This is a genomic window from Variovorax sp. YR216 (assembly GCF_900107745.1).
Taxonomy (GTDB): domain Bacteria; phylum Pseudomonadota; class Gammaproteobacteria; order Burkholderiales; family Burkholderiaceae_C; genus Variovorax.
This window is the reverse complement of record NZ_FNRO01000021.1, coordinates 15,198-31,321: the sequence shown is the minus strand read 5'-3', so window position 1 is coordinate 31,321 and position 16,124 is coordinate 15,198. Positions and strand designations below refer to the sequence as shown.

The window sequence follows — 16,124 nt, the reverse complement described above, 5'->3', positions numbered from 1 at the left end:
CCGTTCTAGAACGTGGTCTTGAAAGTGAAAAAGACGGCGCCCCGGTCCTTGAGCAAGGCCTGGGTGCCGTTGGCGGCCGAAACCACCGTGCCGGCTGGGTTGAGCGCGAGGTCGCCGAAGTAGCCGACATACTTCAGGTCGAACCGGTACTTGCTGTACACATCCAGTCCGAGGCCCACGCCGAAACTGCCGGCGTTCTTGCTGCCGCCCGTCGCCACGGCCGAGTTGCCCGACAGACCGAGGGAGTAGCTCAGCGGCATGAACAGATCCATGCCCGGGAAGACCTGGTACCAGGTGGGCGTGAAGTTCAGCGCAATTTGAGTGGCACTCTTGGAGACCCGGTCGATGCCCACATAGCCGTCGCGTCCCTTGAAGTACTGGGCCCCCTGCGTCACGGACAGCCATTCGCTCCACGTCAACTCTGTGGACCACGTGGCGCTGCCGAAGAGCGGCGTTGCGCCGATGGATCCGATCGCATTGAGCACGACGTGCGCCGTGTTGCCGCGCGCACCCAGCGTGTCGCCCTGGGCCGGCAACTGGCTCGCAGACCTGATCGAGACGATGTCGCTGACCAGCGGCATGTTGCGACGGTAGTTCGCGTCGAGGCCGAAGCTGATGCCGGCAATCTGCTTCGACAGGCTCACGCCGTACATGTCGATGTCAGACGCGTAGTTGAAGAAGTACTGGCTCCGTGCGCCAGGCAGCAAGATGACCTGCGGGATGGTGTCGGAGAAGTTGCGGGCGTAGAAGCCCATCGTGCCGTCGAGCCACTGCGGACTCCAGCGCGACATCACGCCCCAGTCGCCGGTCTCTTTCGGCGTGATGTCCGCGCCGCGAAAGGCCCGTCCACCGGGCAGGGCCGGGTTGATCAGCGATTGGCCACCGGACAGGTAGAAGTCGGCAAAGCCCAGGTAGGTCCCCGACTCGGGGACGCGGGTGTTTCGCCACTCCAGGAAGTACTGCGCACCGAAGCTCAGCTCCGGCGTGGCCTGCAGCGTCGCGGAGAGCTGTTCGCGCGGCATGTACAGCTCCTTGGCCTCGACGCCAGGAATGGACAGTGCCTTGCCTTGATCGAGCGGGGCCTGCCCGTACGAGACGCCGTGGATGGCGCCGAGGCCGAGCAGCGATTCGCCCCAGTTCACGGTCGTGCGGCCCAGGCGCGCGGTAAGCGGCATGCTGCCCAGCTGCGTGTTTCCGAAGATGAACGCATCCAGGATTTCGCCGGACGGGCCTTCGTAGTAGCGCTGCGCGTAGTCGCTGATGCCGAACGCAGGCTTGCCGTTGACGAGGTGGTTCTGGGTGGCCAGGCTGGTGTTGGAGAAGCCCCCAGAGTAGGCAGCGTCGTACCACGAGGCGGCGCTCAGGCGTGCACCAAAGGTCTTTTGATAGACAACGTCGAACTCGGTCAACAGGTCGACGCGGTTGTTGATCGTGTTGCCCTTGGCGAAATTGCGATTGCCGTCGTCATAGTTGGGGTTGTTGATGATGACGCGGCTTGGCTCTTGCACGCGCTGCCCGTAGTTGTAGCGGACGGTGTTGTCCAGCCGCATCTGGACATCGTCGTTTCCGGTGTCGATCTCGAACGCACCCGCGCTGCCGCATGCGGCCGCACAGACGGTCAGCGCGGCGATGCTCAATGCGTTGCGGCGCAAGCTCGGTCGGCTTGCCGGTTTGAAACGATCCATGTGCTTATCTCCTCGGTAGTTCTTTGATGAAGGGATCTGTCGTGTGGGGAATGCCATTGCTGCGCGAGTGCTGGGCTGCAGGGCGCCCGGCCCAGCGTTCATCAGGCCTTCAGGCCCTTCATGACGGCTTCCATGAGCGCCTGCACCTGCCCGTTGGAATGCTCGTAAGCGCGCTGCGTGTCCCAATCGGTGATGGCGGCGAAGTGCTCAGCGACGCCTTCGACCGAACACTCGTTGCCCGCGAGGTACACCGGTGCGGTGTCCACGATGCGTGCGGACGAGAAGGCGCCGCCGCCGGCGGACAGCGTGATCCTGGAAGGTGCGTCTTCGCTCACGAGGAATAGTGCGGCCGGGGTCACCTTCTCGGGCTGCACCGCAGCGAGCATCTCGGGAGGCATCACGTCCTCGGTCATGCGGGTCGCACCGATGGGCGCGATGGTGTTGACGCGGATGTTGTTCTTCGCGCCCTCGATATGCAGCATGTGCATCAGCCCGACCAGCGCCATCTTTGCGGCGCCATAGTTCGACTGGCCGAAGTTTCCGAACAGGCCCGAGGCCGAGGTCGTCATCAGGATGCGGCCGTAGTTCTGCTCGCGCATCGTCTCCCACACGGCCTTGGTGCAGTTCGCCGAGCCCATCAGATGCACATCGACGACAGCTTGGAAGTCGGCGATTTCCATCTTCGAGAAGGTCTTGTCTCGCAGGATGCCGGCGTTGTTGATGAGCACGTCCACGCGACCCCACTCGGCCTTGGTCTGCGCGACCATCGCCTGCACCTGCTCGAAATCGCAGACATTCGCGCCGTTGGAAATGGCCTCGCCGCCGGCGGCGCGGATTTCCTCCACGACCTTCTGCGCGGCTTCGGACGAACCACCCTTGCCATCGCGGCTGCCGCCGAAGTCGTTGATCACCACCTTGGCGCCGCGGCGCGCCAACTCCAGTGCATGAACGCGGCCCAGGCCATTGCCGGCGCCCGTCACGATGGCCACACGGCCGTCAAATCGAATCGTCATCTCGTTACCTCAAAAAACGTAAAAAAAGAGTCCCCTGCCGGCCGATCGATATGACCGCCGGACGGCTCGAGGAAGGCGCAAATGCGCCTAGTGAAAGGAAGTAGTCAGTAGCGTCGGGTGATGGACTCGGCCACGCACACAGGCTTGTCCGAACCTTCCATCTCCATCGACACCTCGATGGAGAGTTGCGCGCCGCCGTTGTCGATCGGCTCCCAGCCCACGAGCTTGAAGTGACCTCGCACGCGGCTGTTCACAGGCACCGGCTTGATGAAGCGGACTTTGTTGAGCCCGTAGTTCACGCCCATCTTGCTTGCGCGGATGTCGAATGCCGTCCCCATGAAGGCCGACATCAGGCTCAGCGTCAGGAAGCCATGTGCGATCGGCGTGCCGAACGGGCCGCTCTTCGCGCGCTCGGGATCGACGTGGATCCACTGCGTGTCGCCAGTGCACTCGGCGAACATGTTGATGCGCTGCTGGTCAACGAGGATCCAGTCGCTGGTGCCGATGACCTCGCCCACCAGGGGCTTGAGGTCGGCCAGGGTTTCATAGCTCGTCATTTGGTTCTTGCCTCAATAGCCTTTGAACTGCGGCTCGCGCTTCTCGACGAAGGCGCGCAGGCCTTCCTGGATGTCCCAGGAGCGCTGGTGGTCGCGCAGTTCGTGCAGCTCGTGGCGCAGCGCATCGGCCGTGGACTTGTCCGCCGCCTCGTTGGCGACCTTCTTCATGCGGGCCAGCACGAGCGGGCTCTTCTTGGCGAACTTCTCGCCCAGCGCTTGCGCACGGTCAGCCAACTCGGCATCGGCGACGACCTCGTTGACGAGGCCGAAGGCCTTCATCTCGTCGGCGGAGATCGCATCGCCGGTGAACAGCAGGTACTTGGCCACGTTGGCCGGCACCTTGCGGGGCAGGATCGCCGCGCCGCCGCCGCCGGGGAACACGCCGAAGTTGGAATGGCCGTCGCCCAGGCGCGCACTCCGGGCAGCCAGGACGATGTCGCAGGCCAGCACCGCTTCCAATCCACCGGCCAGGGTCAGGCCGTTGACGGCCGCGATCGTCGGCTTGGGAAAGGCGCGCAGCGTGTCGAAGAAAACGACGATGTGGTCGAGAAAGTCCTTCTCGCCGGGCGCCACGGGAGCGCTGGCCGTCTTCAGATCCGCGCCGGCGCAGAACGCGGGGCCGGTGCCGGTGATCACCACGGTGCGGACTTCAGGGTCGTCGATCCAGGCCCGCAGGGTCGCGGTCATGCCTTCGATCATCTCGCGGCTCAGGGCGTTCATCGCCTTGGGCCGCTCGAGCGTGATCCATCCGACCATGCTCCTCTTTGCTTGCGCAAAACTCATCCAGTACTCCAAGTCTCTTTCGATTGCCTGGAGCTGAGTTTGGGGGACCGGGTCTTGCAACACCCCCTTACTTTGGAGTGGGTGGGTGGTGAGGGGCTCGTAAACCCCGAGGGGCTGCTACTCGATCAAGCCCTGCTTGCGCGCCCACGTCATCGCGTCGTAGCGGCTCGACAGGTCGAGCTTCGTGAGGATGTTGCGCACGTTCCACTTCACGGTGTCCAGCGAAATATGGAGCGTGAGCGCGATGCGCTTGTTCGTCATCGCCTGCCCCACCAGGGCCAGGATCTCGAGTTCGCGGGGCGTGAGGTTGATGCCCTCGGGCACACTGGCGCCGCTGCGGCCCGGCACGGGCGCTCGCGGGCCGTCGGCCTTGCCGAAGCGCGTGAGCAGGTCCTCGAGGTGGGCAGCTTCCGCTTCGTCGAGCCGTGCGTCGCCCCTCACGCTTGCCAGCAGCGCACCGGCGCGCGCGCCTTCGTCCAGTAGGGTCCGCAGCAGGCCGAAGCGGGACGCAATCTGCACCGCCTCCACGAGGCGCGTAGCCATCTCGTCCACGCGCTTGAGGTCGTCCAGCGCGAACGCCGCCAGCAGGTTCTCCAACACCTGCATGCGCGCACGCTTGTACTGCTGCGCAAGATCACGCGCGACCGGCAGCGCCGACAGCGCCTCGTGGGGATCGTTGCTCGCAAGCGCGATGCGCGCACGCGTCAGCGCCGCCACGGCCGAAATCTCGGCGCGAACGCCATCTGCGTTGCGATGGAGCGCATCCAGCTCGTTCAGGCGCGCCGAGACGGTCGTCGCCCGCGCCTTCTGTCCCACGCCGAGCAGGATCCTCACCTGCTCCGCATGCATGTAGGCCACCAGCCGGTGCAAGCCCAGCCCCTGGTAGTGAACCGCCTGCGACTCGAGGAAGCCCAGCACGGCCTCGGGCGGCAGATGCCGCGAATCCAGCCGGGCCGTGACCAGCGCGGCGCTCAGCATCACCGGCGGCATGGAGGACTGCATCACCAGCCGCGCGCGGTTGGCGAACAGCTCGCGGGCTTCGTCGATGCGGTCGAGCTCGTAGTAGGAATCACCGAGCGTGGTGGCGGATACCGACGCACTGACCGAGCGCCTCCCATGCAGCGCTTCGGCCGCTGCGACCAATTCGGCGCCGATGCGCGCCGCCTCCCTGACCTTGCCCTCGGTCAGCAGCAGCAGCCCCCTCGAACCCTCGGCAACCAGCGCGATGTCGTTCTTGCGCTCGGCGGGGTCGATCGGGTTCGCGTCCAGCAGCCTGTGCGCATCGGCATAGCGCCCGACCGAGGCGTAGGCGTACCCGAGCAGGCAGAGGTGGAAGTGCAGCAGGTACGGGCTCTCGGACACGATGCCGTGCAAGGGCTCCAGCAGGTCGATGACGCGCCGTGTGTCGTCGCGCTGCAGCGCCACTGCCGCGTCCGCGAGCGGCAGCTTCGACGAGATCGCAGGGTTCTGCGCCGCGCCGCTCTCGCGAACCTGCGCGAGCCAGCGTTCGGCCTTGGCATGGCGCGCCGTCACCGACAAGGTCAGGCAACCAAGGAAGAAGAGGCGCGGATGCGCGAACAGCGTCTCCTGCGGCAGGCGATCCAGCAAGTTGAGCATCAGACTGATGAAGCTCAGGCTCCAGGTGTCCTTGGCCGCCTGATCGATCGCATCGGCGGCGAATTCGAGCTCACCGCCCCATACAGCATGACGCACCGCCTCCACCAGCAGCCCATGCCCCGCGAACCACTGGCTGGCCCGCCTGTGCAGCTCGTTGACATCCGACACGCCACGCCGCGCCAGGCGCGTGGCCAGAAACTCGCCGAACAGCGGATGGAAGCGATACCAAGGCAGCCGGTCGTCCGACTCGACGCGGTACATGAGCAGGTTCTCGTCCTCCGCACGCCGAAGGAGCGCCGCTGCATCGGCACTGCCTGTGACCTTGGCGGCCAGCTCGACGTTGAAGCGCCGGCACACCGACACCTGCTCCATGAATTCGATCATTTCCGCCGGCAGATGGGCCACCACTTCTTCCGCCAGATAGGCCTGCAAGTCGGCCGAACTCCAACCCAGCTCCCGCAGGCGGGTGCGAGTTTCTGGCCGTGAGCGCAGCATGATCGCCATCAGTTCGAGACTCGCGGGCCAGCCGCCGGTCTTGTCGTGGATCAGGCGCACTTCCTCGGCATTGAGCTTGACCGTGCCGAGGTTCTGCGCGAGGAAGTTGCGCGTTTCCTCCGCATTGAAGGGCAGCTCGCCGAAGCCGATCTCGGTGACGCGGCCGAGCACGCGCAGGCGGCTGATGAGCAGCGGCGGCGCCGCCCGCGAGGCGATCGCGATGTGCAGGTTGCCGGGGCAGTGGTCGATCAGCTTCTGCACCAGCCGGTGCGCGCGCTGATCATCGACGTGGTGGTAGTCGTCGATGATGAGGTAGAGGTCCTTCGGAATACCGGCGGCTGCGTTGAGCGTGGCGGCCACCACGTTCTCCATGGCCTTGGCCATGTCGCCGTCCAGCCCGTCGAGCAGCATCTCGTCCTCGACAGGAATGCCCAGGCGACGCAAGGCGGCGGTGAGGTAGGTGGCAAAGCTCGCGAGCTGCTTGTCGTCATGGCTCAATGAAAGCCACGACACCTCGTCGCCCGCCTTCATCAGCTCCAGGCGCCACTGGGCCAGCAGGATGGTCTTGCCGAAGCCGGCGCCGCCGGTCACCAGCACAAAGCTGCAGCGCTGCCCATCACGCAGCTGGTCGAGCAGGTGCACACGCGGAATGAAGCGCGAACCGATGTGGGGCGGCGCGAACTTCGTGGAGACGAGCAGCTTGTCGAAGTCCATGTCGAGCAATGTGCAGCTTGGGCGGCGCGCAATGAGGACTGTGGATTATCGACTACGCCCCCGCCACGCCAAGGCGTGCGAGGGCATGCGGCATCGGTTGCCGTCGAAGAAAGAGAGCCCGGGTTTCAGACCGTGCACGCCGCCTCGTGCCGGTCGATGCTGCCCAGTTGCAGCTCGGCCACCACGGCGCGCTTGAAGTAGTGGCCGATGAGGTACTCCTCGGTCACACCGATGCCGCCGTGGAGCTGGATGCCCTGCCCGCACACGAACTTGGCCGCGCGTGCGATCAGCGCCTTGGCGCCCGACAGCGTGCGCTGCCGTGCTGCGTCGTCATCGATCTCCATAGAGGCCAACGCCGCATACAGCATGGAGCGCGCAGTCTCCATCTCGATCGCCATGTCGGCCATCCGATGCTGCAGTGCCTGAAAGCTGCCGATCGGAACGCCGAACTGCTGGCGTGTCTTGAGGTAGTCGGCATTCTGCTCGATCACCCTTTCCATGACGCCCACCAGCTCTGCGCCGAGCGCGATGATGCCGTGTGCGAGACCCCATCGCAGCGGCGACAGCCCCTTGCCCGGCTCGCCCAGCACGGCATCGGCGGCGACCTGCACGCCCTCCAGCACCAGTTCCTCGGCCCAGGTGCCATCGTGCAGCGGCAGCGCGTGGCGCCGCACGCCGGGCGCGCCGGCGTCGACGAGGAACAAGCTGATCTCGTCAAGCGGTGCGCCTTCGATGCGCGCGGAGACGATGTACTGCTGCGCGAGCAGCCCGCTCAGCACGAGCGACTTGCGCCCGCTGAGCAAGTAGCCGCCGTCGCGCGGCTGCGCCGAGGTCGCCACGGGCAACGGCATGCCGCGGGAGGCCGGCTCGCTGTAGGCGAGCGCGATGCGCAGCGACCCGTCGGCCAGCGCGGGCAACAGGCGCTCCTTCTGGGTCGTGGTGCCGGCGGCAACCAGTGTCTGCGCCCCAACCACCGCACAACCGAGATACGGCTCCAGCACCAGGCCACGGCCGAACTCATGGGCGATGAGCGCCGTCTCGACGAGGCTGCCGCCCAAGCCGCCACAGTCCTCGGGCAGTGCAGCGGCCAGCCAGCCGTTGTCGGCAAAGGCCCGCCATTGATCGGGGCTCGCGCCCCGGCGCGCTTTGAGCGTCTCGGCGCGGGTTTCGAATGCGTACGCCTTGTCGATGTAGCGGCGCACGCTGTCCTGCAGCAGTTGCTGCTCCGAATTCAGTCTGAAATCCATGTTCTCGTGCTCACAGTCCGAAGAGCAGCTTGGCAACGATGCTGCGTTGCACTTCGCTCGTGCCGCCGTAGATGGTCGAGGCGCGGCGGAAGAACATCTCGTTGGCCAGTCCGCGCGCCAGGCCCTGCAGCGGGAGTTCCTCACACGTCGCCGCGGCCGCCTCGGCCGGATGCGGATAGGCCACCGCGCCGTGGTCGCCGAGCGCCTCCACATGCGCCTCCGTGATGCGCTGCTGCAGTTCGGTCGCGCGAACCTTGAGCATCGAGCCCATCGGATGGGCCTGCGGGTCGTGCGCCATCTCCAGCGCCGCAACGCGCTGCACGAACATGCCGACCGCGTTGACCTCGGCCTCCAGACGCGCCAGCTTGAGCGCGAACTCCGGCCGTTCGCGCAGGCGACCGCCGCCCATGAGGGGCGTGTCCGCCAGTGCATGAAGCTGCCGCAGGTAGTGCTTGAGCATCGGCAGGTCGGCTGTGGTCGCGTGCTCGTTGTTGAGCAGGAACTTCGTGATCGCCCAGCCCGCGCCTTCCTCGCCGATACGGTTGGCCACCGGCACCCGCACGTTGTCGAAGAAGGTCTCGTTCAGGTGATGCGCGTCGTCGATGCTGCGGATCGGCCGCACCGTGATGCCGGGCGTCGTCATGTCGACCAGCAGGAAGCTGATGCCGGCCTGCTTTCTGGCGCTCGTGTCGGTGCGCACCAGCAGGAAGATCCAGTCGGATTCATGGCCGTGGCTGGTCCAGATCTTCTGCCCGTTGACGACGTAGTGGTCGCCCTTCTCGTCATGCTTCAGCTCGGCGCGGGTGCGCAGCGAGGCGAGGTCCGAACCCGAGCCGGGCTCCGAGAACCCCTGGCACCACAACCGCTCGCCCTTGAAGAAGGCTGGCAGGTGCTCTGCCTTCTGCTCGGGCGTCGCGAACGCGTTGAGTACCGGGCCGAGCAGCTTGTGCATCATGCCGTCGAGCGTCGGCGCGCCGGCGGCCACGCACTCCTCGTCGAACACGAGGATCTGCTGCATGGTCCAGCCCGTGCCGCCATGCTTCGCGGCCCAGTAGGGGGCGCCCCAGCCGCGGGCGTGAAGGATCTTCTGCCAGCGCGAGACTGCCTCGGGCTTCGAACGCGAGAACGTGGGTGTCACGCGGAGGTCCGCCGGCAGGCACTCCTTGAGGAAATGACGGACCTCCTGACGGAATGCGTCGAGTCCGGGATCGGGACGAAAGTCCATGTCAATCTTGCTTTTCAGTTTCTGTACATCGTGACCACGGCGGCGCCGCCGATGCCGACGTTGTGCTGCAGGGCGATGCGTGCACCCGCCACCTGGCGCTTGTCGGCGTGGCCGCGCAGCTGCTGCACGAGCTCGAAGCACTGCGCAAGGCCAGTGGCGCCGAACGCATGCCCTCTCGCGAGCAGGCCGCCGGAGGGGTTGACCACGTAGCGCCCGCCATAGGTGTTATCGCCCGCATCGACGAGCTTCCGCCCTTCGCCCTCGGCGCAAAGCCCCAGCGATTCGTAGCCCAGCAGTTCGTTGTGCGCGAGGCTGTCGTGCAGTTCGACCACATCGACATCCTCCGCGCCGATGCCGGCCTGCTCATAGACCTTGCGGGCGGCGGCGCGCGAGGTACCGTAGCCAGCGCTGTCGCCCGGGTCGGTGTCGCTCGTCATGGTCTGCCCGGCGATCCACACCCGCGCGTCGAGGTCGTGCTTCTTCGCGTAGTCCTCGCTGCACAGCACGGCGGCGGCGGCGCCGCAGGCCGGCGGGCAGATCATCGAGCGCGTCACCACGCCGGGCCATAGCGGCACGTCTGCGAGCACCTCTTCGGCGGTGACGATGTTGCGCGACACCGCCAGCGGGTTGTTCGCCGCATGGCGGCTGGCCTTGGCGCGTATGTTGGCGAAGGTCGCGAGCGGAGTGCCGAAGCGCTTCATGTGCTCGAGGCCGGTGGTCCCTACGATGCGAATGGCAGGCGTGATGTCGACGTCGTGGCTCACCTGCTCGAAGCCCAGGGCCAGCGCGATGTCGGCCTCGCCGCTCTCAATGGCCTGGCGCGCCAGGTAAAGGGCCGACGAGCCGCTCGCGCCGCCATTGCGGGTGTTGAAGATCGCGATACCCGTGAAGCCGAGGTCGTACAGCACGCGCTGGCCTGCGGTGGAGTCGCCGTGGACGTAGCCCACGAAGGCCTGCTGCATCGACTCGTAGCCGGCGCGCGCATCGGCCAGGGCCAGTCGCGCGGCCTGCGCGCCCATCACGGCGTAGCTGGCGCTCGCCCCGGGCTTGCAGAACGGGATCATCCCGACGCCGGCCACCACGATCTTCCTCGTCACGGTCTCCCCCCGGGGTCCGTCGATCAGGCGCGGGCAAAGATGCCGATGTGCTCGGTCGCTTCTTCCACGCGCCAGAGACCGCCACCATTGCCTTGCACGGCAAAGCGCGCACCCTCCACCTGCCGCTGTCCGCATTCCCCGCGCAGCTGGCTCACCAGTTCGAAGATCTGGCCGATGCCGGTGGCGCCGATCGGATGCCCCTTGGATTCGAGGCCGCCGGACGGGTTGACCGGAATGGACCCACCGATGGTCGTCTCGCCGCGCTCGGCCAGGATGCCGCTCATGCCGGACTCGCGAAGGCCGAGGCTTTCGAAGGTCAGCAACTCGCCGATGGCGGTGGCGTCATGCACCTCCACCACGTCGATTTCGCTCGGGGCGATGCCAGCCTGCTCGAAGGCGTCCTTCGCGGCCTGCCTGGTGCAGCCGTTGTCATGGTCGAGTGCATCCCGTGCCGAGGCCGAGCGCACCACGGTAGCCAGCACCTTGACTGCGCGATTGCGGTCGAAGCCGTACTTCTTCAGGGCCGACTCGGTACACACGATGACGGCAGACGCGCCATCGGAGATGGGCGAGCACATCGGCATCGTGAGCGGATAGGTGATCGCCGGAGCGGCCAGGATCTCCTCGATGCTCATCGGCTTGCGATATTGCGAGCGCTCGTTGTGCACCGAGTGGCCATGGTTCTTCGACGACACCGCGGCGAGTTGACGCTGGGTGATGCCGTAGCGCTCCATCAGGCCACGGCCGAGGGCGGCGTACACGTCCATGAAAGGGCTGTAGGGCTTCTCGGACTGCGAGCCGGGCGGCGGCACGATGGACTTGCCCATCGCGGAAAGGTAGCCCTTGTTCGCCTCGAAGGTCTCGATGTCCCAGGCCGACTCGAAGCACGAGAACATCTTGGCCTTGTCGTCGGAATACATCTTCTCGGCGCCCACCGCCAGGGCCACGTCCGCCGCGCCTGCGCGCAGATGCATGACGGCGAGGTTGAAGGCGTGGCTGGAGGATGCGCAGGCACCTTCGAGGTTGTAGATCGGGATGCCTTCGATGCCCAGCGGCAGCAGGGCCACCTGGCCGCGGATCATGTGCTGGCCATCGAAATGACCCTGCGTGGTGTTGCCGAAGAAGGCGGCACGGATGGCCTTGCGGTCGCAGTTGGCGTCCTTCAGGGCATCTTCCACTGCCCACGCGGTGAGCTGCTTGACGCTCTTGTCCATGTGGCGGCCGAAGGGCGTCATGCCGGCGCCGACGATGTAGATGTTTTCCATGTTGGTCTCGATGTCCTTGTAAACGGGTGATGAGGTCGAAGTTACGTGAGGCGATCCGGCGATTCCCCCCTACTTTGGGATGGGGGGCATCGGTCACTCACAAGCTGCGGCCGATGATCAGCTGCTGGATGTGGCTCGTGCCCTCGTAGATCTTGGTGACGCGTGCGTCGCGGTAGTAGCGCTCGACCGGGAAGTCGGTGAGGTAGCCGTACCCGCCGTGGATCTGCAGCGCGTCGGAGCAGACCTTCTCGGCCATCTCGCTCGCGAAGAGCTTGGCCATCGAGGCTTCCTTGGTGCAGGGGATGCCCGCTTGATGCAGGCGCGCGGCATGCATCACGAACTGATGCGCCACTTCGACTTGCGTGGCCATGTCGGCCAGATCGAAACTCACGCCCTGCAGCTTGATGATGGGGGCGCCGTAGGCCTCGCGCTCCTTGGCGTACTTCACGGCCGCATCGAGCGCGGCACGCGCCACGCCGACCGCGACGGCCCCGATGCCGATACGGCCTTCCGACATGCCGGAAAGCATCCGCGCATAGGCGCTGCCCTCTTCGCCGAGCAGGTTCTCGGCCGGTACGCGGTGGTCTTCGAGCACGATCTGCGCGACGTGCGCCGAGCGCTGGCCCAGCTTCTCCTCGACGCGGGCCACCTGATAGCCAGGGCCTTTGGGATCGACGATGAACAGGCTCGCGCCGCGCTTTCCCGCGTTCTTGTCAGTGATGGCCAGCGCGAAGGCGAAGCCGGCTTCACTGCCGTTGGAGATGAACTGCTTGGTGCCGTTGAGGACGTAGTCGCCGCCCTCGCGCCGCGCAGTGGTGCGGAAGTTGGCCGTGTCGGAGCCGGCCTGGGGCTCCGTCAGCAAGCCGCAGGCGATCGTCTCGCCGCTGGCGATACCGGGCAGGTACTTGCGCCGCTGCGCATCCGTGCCGTAGCGGTTGACCCAGTCGCCCATGCCGTTGTGCACGTGGATGATGGTCGCGAAGCCGGCGTCCGCGGCGGCGAATTCCTCGATCGCGAGGCAGTACTCGACGAAGCCGAGCTTGCTGCCGCCGTATTCCTCGGGGATGTGCATCCCGAGGAAGCCAAGTTCGGCCACGGCCTTGAGTTCGCTGCGCGGCCACGCGCCGGTGCGGTCGCGCTCGGCGGCCGTGGCCGCGACCACTTCCTGCGCCACCTTGCGCGCCGAGTCGCGAATCATGATTTCCTGTTCGCTCAGGAATGCGCCCGAGTTGTCTTGCATCGTCAGTCTCCTTGAAGCTTGTGTCTCGGGGAGCGACTATGGTGGAGCGCATCGTCCTCAAGCCCCTCCCTTTGGAGTGGGCAGGCAGCATCGAGGTGAAAACCCTTCCCCATCCCGTTGGAGTGGGGATACCGATGGCCGCCGCCGGAATAATTCGGCATCCTCAAAGAGCCGACACTGGAGACAGGAAGATGAAGACGAATTTCGCGCGCGTGATGGGCCATCTCGCCCTGCGCTTCGCCGACCAGGAAGCCGTGGTCAACATCGAGCGCAAGCGCCGCTACACCTACCGCGAGCTGCACCGCGTGACCAACCGCATCGTGAACATGATGCGCGAGCGCCTGCAACTCGGGCGCGGCGACGTCTACATGTGCATCCTCGAGAATGACAACCTCTCGCTGCTGCACGCCTGGACGGCCTTCAAGGGCGAGGCCGCCGTCGCCTATACGAACTATCGCGACTCGATCGATGAGCACCGCTGGCAGGTCGAGTTCATCAAGCCGAAGGTCGTGTTCATCGAGAACGCGCTGCTGGACAGCCACTTCGACATGCTGCGCGAGCGCGGCACGACCATCGTGTGCATGGACCGACCGGCCACGCCGCGCGATGGCCTGCTCGTCTTCGAGGACTTGCTGGAGGGCGTGTCCGACACCAATCCCGACGTCGAGTCCGACTCGATGAAGGACATCGTGATCTACCGCTTCACCGGCGGCACGACGGGCAAGAGCAAGTGCGCGCAATACACCATGGACAACTGGCTGGCACTGCGCGACTCGCTCTACACCGAAGGCGAGCAGATCTACGACCCCGATCAGCGCTACCTTCACATGGCGCCGCTGAGCCACGGCTCGGGGCTCGGCGTGCTCGCAACGCTTTTCCGTGGCGGCTGCACCGTCACGCAGAACGTGCCGGACCTGAAGACCTGGTGCCGCAACGTCGAGAACGAGCGCGCGACGACTACCCTGATGCTGCCCACGCTGGTGTATCGCCTGCTCGAACTGCCCGAGGCGAAGCAGCATGACCTCTCCAGCCTGCGCACCATCGTGTATGGCGGCGCCCCCATGAGCCCCGCGAAACTGCGCCAGGCACAGGAACGCTTCGGCAACATCTTCGTGCAGGTCTACGGCGCGACCGAGTGCCTGACGACGGCGGCGATGCTGACCAAGGCCGATCATCTATCGACGGGCGATGACAAGCACTTGTCATCCGCCGGCCGCGTCTCCACTGTGGTGGAACTCAAGATCGTCGATGACGAGGGCAAGGAAGTGAAGCACGGCGAGACTGGTGAGATCTGGCTGCGTTCGCGCGGCACGATCACCGGCTATCTGAACAACCCCGAGGGCACGGCAGCGGAATTCCAGGACGGTTTCTGGAAGTCTGGCGACCTCGGCTACCTCGACGACCACGGCTTCCTGTACCTGGTCGACCGCAAGAAGGACATGATCATCACGGGCGGCTTCAACGTCTACGCCGTCGAGGTGGAGGCAGCGCTGAACTCGCATGCCGCCGTGGCGATCGCGGCGGTGGTGGGCGTGCCGCACCCGGAATGGGGCGAGGCCGTGCACGCCGAGGTGGTGCTCAAGGAAGGCGCCCGGGTCAAAGCCGAGGAACTGATCGACCATGTGAAGAGCCAGCTCGGCCGGTTCAAGGCACCCAAGGCGGTGGTCTTCGTGGAGCAACTCCCCGTGAGCGTGGTTGGCAAGGTTCTGCGTCGCCACGTGCGCGACAAGTACTGGAAGGACCAGACGCGTCGGGTGTCGTAGGAAGCAATTGCCTGGCTGATGCCCGTTCCGAGGCGGACCTGGCGGGACGTCGCAGAGACAGCGACGCCCCTCTGCCTCATTGCTTGTCCAGCTTCGGCGGGAAGTAAGTGCGCTCGGCCACCGCGCCCTTGGGACGATAGAACCGGAAGGTCAGGCTGTAAGGCACCCCCTTCGGTGTCGGCAGCCAGTTTGCCTGCGGTGCTTCAGAGGGCTTTTTGTCGCCGAAGTACAGCGTCAGCGAACCGTCCGGCGCGTATTGCAGCTTCGATTCCTTGTTCAGAAGGTAGCGCTTCAGCGGATTGGGCAGCACGCGCCGCTCGACGGAGTCCACCGCGATGACCGACCAGAAATGGGTCGCGTACTGGGCCGGCAACTGCTCCTTCGTGAAGCGCAGCGAATAGGCGTGGTCGCCCGAAAGCGGTACGCCGTCCACGTCGGCAAAGGCCTTGTAGTAGATGACTTCCTCTGGCACGTTGGCCCAGATGCCACCGTAGTTGATCAAGGTGCGTACAAGCCAGTTGTCGCCGTAAACGCCCGAGGTCGAAGGCAAGACCCAGCCGTTCTCGACTTTGCTGCCGCCCACCGTCGGCAGCGCCTTCTTGATGTCGGCAAAGGCCTTGCCGCGCACGACCTGGTCGATACGCTGGCGCTCGGCGGGGTTCTTCACCGCCTTCGCAATCGCACGGGTGCTGGCTTGGAGCTTTTCCATCCCCGGGTTGATGTCCACCTCGCTATCCAGCGCTGCGTCGGCGGAGACGAAGGCCTCGGCGCCAGGCAGCTTGTTCATCTCGAACATCACCGTCTTGGGGATGCTTGGAAGAGCGGGCTTGCCCGTTGCGCGGATGGCGAATTTCTTCTGCAGCGCCACGGCCTGGTTCCAGTCAGCACCAAGCTCGACTCGCGAGAGCACACGCATGTACTTCACCGGCACGTCGATGCGCTGGACCGTCGCCGGCAGCTTCGCCTCTGCACCCTTCAGGCACATAGCGAACTGGCCATCGGGATGCGCGGGGAAAACCCGTTCGTTGATGTTGGCCACGGTTTCGCCCCAGCCATTGAGAAACTGCACGGTGTAGTACCGGCCAGTGATTTTCGGCACCGTCACCAGCGCGCAGCTCTTCTCGTCGACCGCTACCCAGGCTTCCGAATAGGCCACATCGAGGTTCGGATTCGGCCAGGCAACTTCGCCAGGCTTGCGGTGGACAAGCTGGTTCCACTTGAACCCCTCTTTGAAGTCCAGCTGTTGCTGACGCAAGACCAGCAAGCGGCCGAGCAGGTAGATGTAGCTGTCGCTGATTTCCTGATCGCTGGGCAAAGCCGAGGCAGGCGGCTGTTGCGCGAGACAACTTGCACTCGCGCTCGACAACATGGCCGTGAAAGTCAGTGCACGCAGGGTGCGCGTGCGTACGGATGGCATGCTCAT

At 65.5% G+C, this 16,124-nt stretch carries 12 protein-coding genes; 1 reads left to right on the top strand and 11 read right to left on the bottom strand.

The genetic code is table 11. From position 1 onward, the window contains the following. Positions 1 to 5: 5 nt before the first annotated feature. The 10 genes from BLW05_RS30945 to BLW05_RS30900 all read right to left on the bottom strand — a co-directional run bounded on the left by BLW05_RS30945 (position 6) and on the right by BLW05_RS30900 (position 12,938). Entirely contained in the window at positions 6 to 1,685 is a 1,680-nt protein-coding gene (locus tag BLW05_RS30945) for a DUF1302 domain-containing protein (RefSeq protein WP_093167902.1), read from the bottom strand. A 101-nt stretch (positions 1,686 to 1,786) separates the two neighbouring features. After that, complete coding sequence (locus BLW05_RS30940; protein ID WP_093167900.1) at positions 1,787 to 2,698, bottom strand: SDR family NAD(P)-dependent oxidoreductase; 912 nt, start codon at positions 2,696 to 2,698, stop codon at positions 1,787 to 1,789. 104 nt (positions 2,699 to 2,802) lie between these two features. Continuing rightward, positions 2,803 to 3,255, bottom strand: coding sequence for a MaoC family dehydratase (locus tag BLW05_RS30935; protein WP_093167897.1), 453 nt, complete (start codon positions 3,253 to 3,255; stop codon positions 2,803 to 2,805). Between the two features lie 12 nt (positions 3,256 to 3,267). Continuing rightward, positions 3,268 to 4,011 carry an enoyl-CoA hydratase/isomerase family protein gene (locus BLW05_RS30930; RefSeq protein ID WP_371126992.1) on the bottom strand — a complete coding sequence of 248 codons (744 nt, stop codon included), beginning with the start codon at positions 4,009 to 4,011 and terminating at the stop codon, positions 3,268 to 3,270. A gap of 144 nt (positions 4,012 to 4,155) precedes the next feature. Further along, positions 4,156 to 6,864 (bottom strand): winged helix-turn-helix domain-containing protein, encoded by a 2,709-nt coding sequence (locus BLW05_RS30925; protein ID WP_093167895.1) that lies wholly within the window; start codon positions 6,862 to 6,864, stop codon positions 4,156 to 4,158. Between the two features lie 125 nt (positions 6,865 to 6,989). Continuing rightward, a complete protein-coding gene (locus tag BLW05_RS30920) occupies positions 6,990 to 8,111 on the bottom strand; it encodes an acyl-CoA dehydrogenase family protein (RefSeq protein ID WP_093167893.1) in 1,122 nt (373 codons plus the stop codon). A 10-nt stretch (positions 8,112 to 8,121) separates the two neighbouring features. Beyond that, positions 8,122 to 9,336 carry an acyl-CoA dehydrogenase family protein gene (locus BLW05_RS30915; protein WP_093167891.1) on the bottom strand — a complete coding sequence of 405 codons (1,215 nt, stop codon included), beginning with the start codon at positions 9,334 to 9,336 and terminating at the stop codon, positions 8,122 to 8,124. 14 nt (positions 9,337 to 9,350) lie between these two features. Further along, entirely contained in the window at positions 9,351 to 10,433 is a 1,083-nt protein-coding gene (locus BLW05_RS30910; protein WP_093167889.1) for a thiolase C-terminal domain-containing protein, read from the bottom strand. Between the two features lie 23 nt (positions 10,434 to 10,456). After that, positions 10,457 to 11,698, bottom strand: a complete 1,242-nt coding sequence (locus tag BLW05_RS30905; protein WP_093167887.1) for a thiolase family protein — start codon at positions 11,696 to 11,698, stop codon at positions 10,457 to 10,459. Positions 11,699 to 11,795: 97 nt separating this feature from the next. Beyond that, the gene (locus BLW05_RS30900) at positions 11,796 to 12,938 is read right to left on the bottom strand and encodes an acyl-CoA dehydrogenase family protein (RefSeq protein ID WP_093167885.1); all 1,143 of its coding nucleotides are present in this window, start codon (positions 12,936 to 12,938) and stop codon (positions 11,796 to 11,798) included. Between the two features lie 191 nt (positions 12,939 to 13,129). Between BLW05_RS30900 and BLW05_RS30895 the strand changes: the two genes are divergently transcribed. Further along, complete coding sequence (locus BLW05_RS30895; protein ID WP_093167883.1) at positions 13,130 to 14,701, top strand: class I adenylate-forming enzyme family protein; 1,572 nt, start codon at positions 13,130 to 13,132, stop codon at positions 14,699 to 14,701. Positions 14,702 to 14,777: 76 nt separating this feature from the next. Here BLW05_RS30895 and BLW05_RS30890 read toward each other — a convergent pair whose 3' ends face one another. Beyond that, a complete protein-coding gene (locus BLW05_RS30890; protein WP_218135248.1) occupies positions 14,778 to 16,124 on the bottom strand; it encodes a DUF1214 domain-containing protein in 1,347 nt (448 codons plus the stop codon).